The organism is Pseudomonas sp. BS-2016 (assembly GCF_001806145.1).
Lineage (GTDB): Bacteria > Pseudomonadota > Gammaproteobacteria > Pseudomonadales > Pseudomonadaceae > Aquipseudomonas > Aquipseudomonas lundensis.
On the sequence record NZ_MLCT01000033.1, the window covers coordinates 1 to 1,970 of the forward strand.

2 protein-coding genes are annotated in these 1,970 nt (G+C 57.8%); both read right to left on the reverse strand.

Going from position 1 to position 1,970, the window contains the following annotated elements:
• Positions 1-137: 137 nt before the first annotated feature.
• Positions 138-1,100 carry an IS30-like element ISPpu17 family transposase gene (locus tag BKD70_RS17445; protein WP_004577240.1) on the reverse strand — a complete coding sequence of 321 codons (963 nt, stop codon included), beginning with the start codon at positions 1,098-1,100 and terminating at the stop codon, positions 138-140.
• Positions 1,101-1,407: 307 nt separating this feature from the next.
• Positions 1,408-1,970 (reverse strand): helix-turn-helix domain-containing protein (locus tag BKD70_RS17450; protein ID WP_139145782.1); only part of this gene is annotated, 563 nt, incomplete at its 5' end.

Consider the following 1,970-nt stretch of genomic DNA (forward strand, 5'->3'; position numbering starts at 1 on the left):
GATAGATGTCCGTCAGGTGGCACCTGCAGATACGTTAAAGCCCATTAGTGGTGCTCTTCAGTGCACTCCAATTAATTGCCGGACTGTCGAGACAGGTAAAAATAGCATTGGTACTAATACGGAATTAGTCCCTGAATTCAACACATAAGTGCAACGCTCACCCCTGTATGCACTTCGTACGGCGTCTTCCAGCCCAAGCGCTTGCGCGGGCGTAGATTGATCCTCGCTACTGTCCGATTGACGGCTTCGACGGTCAGCTTGCTGAAGTCGCTGCCCTTGGGGAAATACTGGCGGAGCAGACCGTTGGTGTTTTCATTGGTGCCACGTTGCCAGGATGAATAGGGGTCTGCAAAAAAGACCTGGCACTGGCTCCGTAGCGCGATGCGTTCATGCCCGGCAAACTCCCTTCCGTTATCCAGCGTCAGCGTGTGAGCGGCATGGCCCTGAAGCATCAGATTGATCGCCCGCGTTACCTGCCGGCGCGTTCTGCGCTTGACCGGATAGGCGCTCAGATAGCCGCTTTTGCGATCAACCAGGGTCACCAGGTTACCGCCCAGTCCATGTACCGTATCGCCCTCCCAGTCCCCCAGGCGCTCGCGGCTTTCGACCTCGGCTGGGCGTTCACTGATTGACACGCGATTACGCAGCTGCCCGCGCCGATCGTGGCTTCCATAGCGTTTCCGGTAGCGCTTTCGGCGATGTCGCAGATAGGTATAAAGCTCACCACCGGCGCGCTGTTCGGCGGCAATGAACCGATAAATCCACTCATGGCTGACCGCCCGGCTTGGCTGCTCCTGCTTCAACCGCTGGGCGATCTGCTCCGGACTCATGCCATGCTTGAGCCACACCGGGAGATGATGGCTGAGCCATGTCGCCGGCTTGCAAAACTTGCGCGCACCCGCTCGACGAGCATCACTTTCATGGGCCGCAGAAACAGCCTTGTAGATATTCTGGGTGCTGTTGCGGCGAACCTCGCGACTGATCGTCGAGGGATGCACGCCGACCCGCTTTGCAATGCTCGCCTGGCTCTCTGCGGCGCTCAAGCCAGCCTCAATCTGGTAACGTTGTCCCTGAGTCAGCTGCCGGTAATGCGTAGTCATCTGCGCTTGAATCCTTCGGTGTGAGAGCCTGGATTCTACCGGTGGCTGGCTCTCTGCCTCTCGTTTCAAGCGTTGCGCTTATTCTATGAATTCAGGACTTGTAATATTCATGTGTTGTCACCCTAGAAGTTTCAAACAGCGGTGTTTAAGGGCAATTAATGCTCTGCCCTTATTCCATCAGTGCTTAAAACAACGTGCCACGTTCCGGGACGACGTGAACGGGTAGAGCGATAAAAAACCTTAAATGACGTGGGACAAAAACGAGTCGTCCGCAATAACGGAGTTATTCCGACAACTGTCGCGCGCCCTAATGCATGGCGCCCCGTGAAATACCATGTTTGCGTAACTTGCGATACAGCGTATTGCGACTGACGCCCAACTGTTCCGCCACATGGCTCATATGCCAGCGCTGCTGCGCCAACGCATCGAGTAATGCCTGGCGCTCGGCGCTCTCCAGTGGCAAAGCGTACGGCGCATCCGCCCTTGCCCCTTGCGGCCGCGCCTGGCGAATCAGCGCCGGCAAGTCTTCAAGACCGACTCGCCCGCCCTCACAGAGTGCCACCACCGTGCGCAACACAGTACGCATCTGCCGCAGGTTGCCGGGCCAGTGGAATGCCAACAAGGCCTGGCGCGTCGACTCGTCGAGCATCACCTGCTCGGTGCCTGCTTCCTGCGCCAAGAGGAAATCCAACAGTTGCGACTTGTCACTGCGCTCGCGCAACGGCGGGAGGGCGACTTCCAAGCCGTTCAAGCGGTAATACAGGTCTTCACGAAAGCTGCCATCGGCCACCCGTTCCAGCAAATTGCGGTGCGTGGCGCTGATGATGCGCACGTTCACGGCTTGGGGTTCGCCGCCGATAGGCACCACCA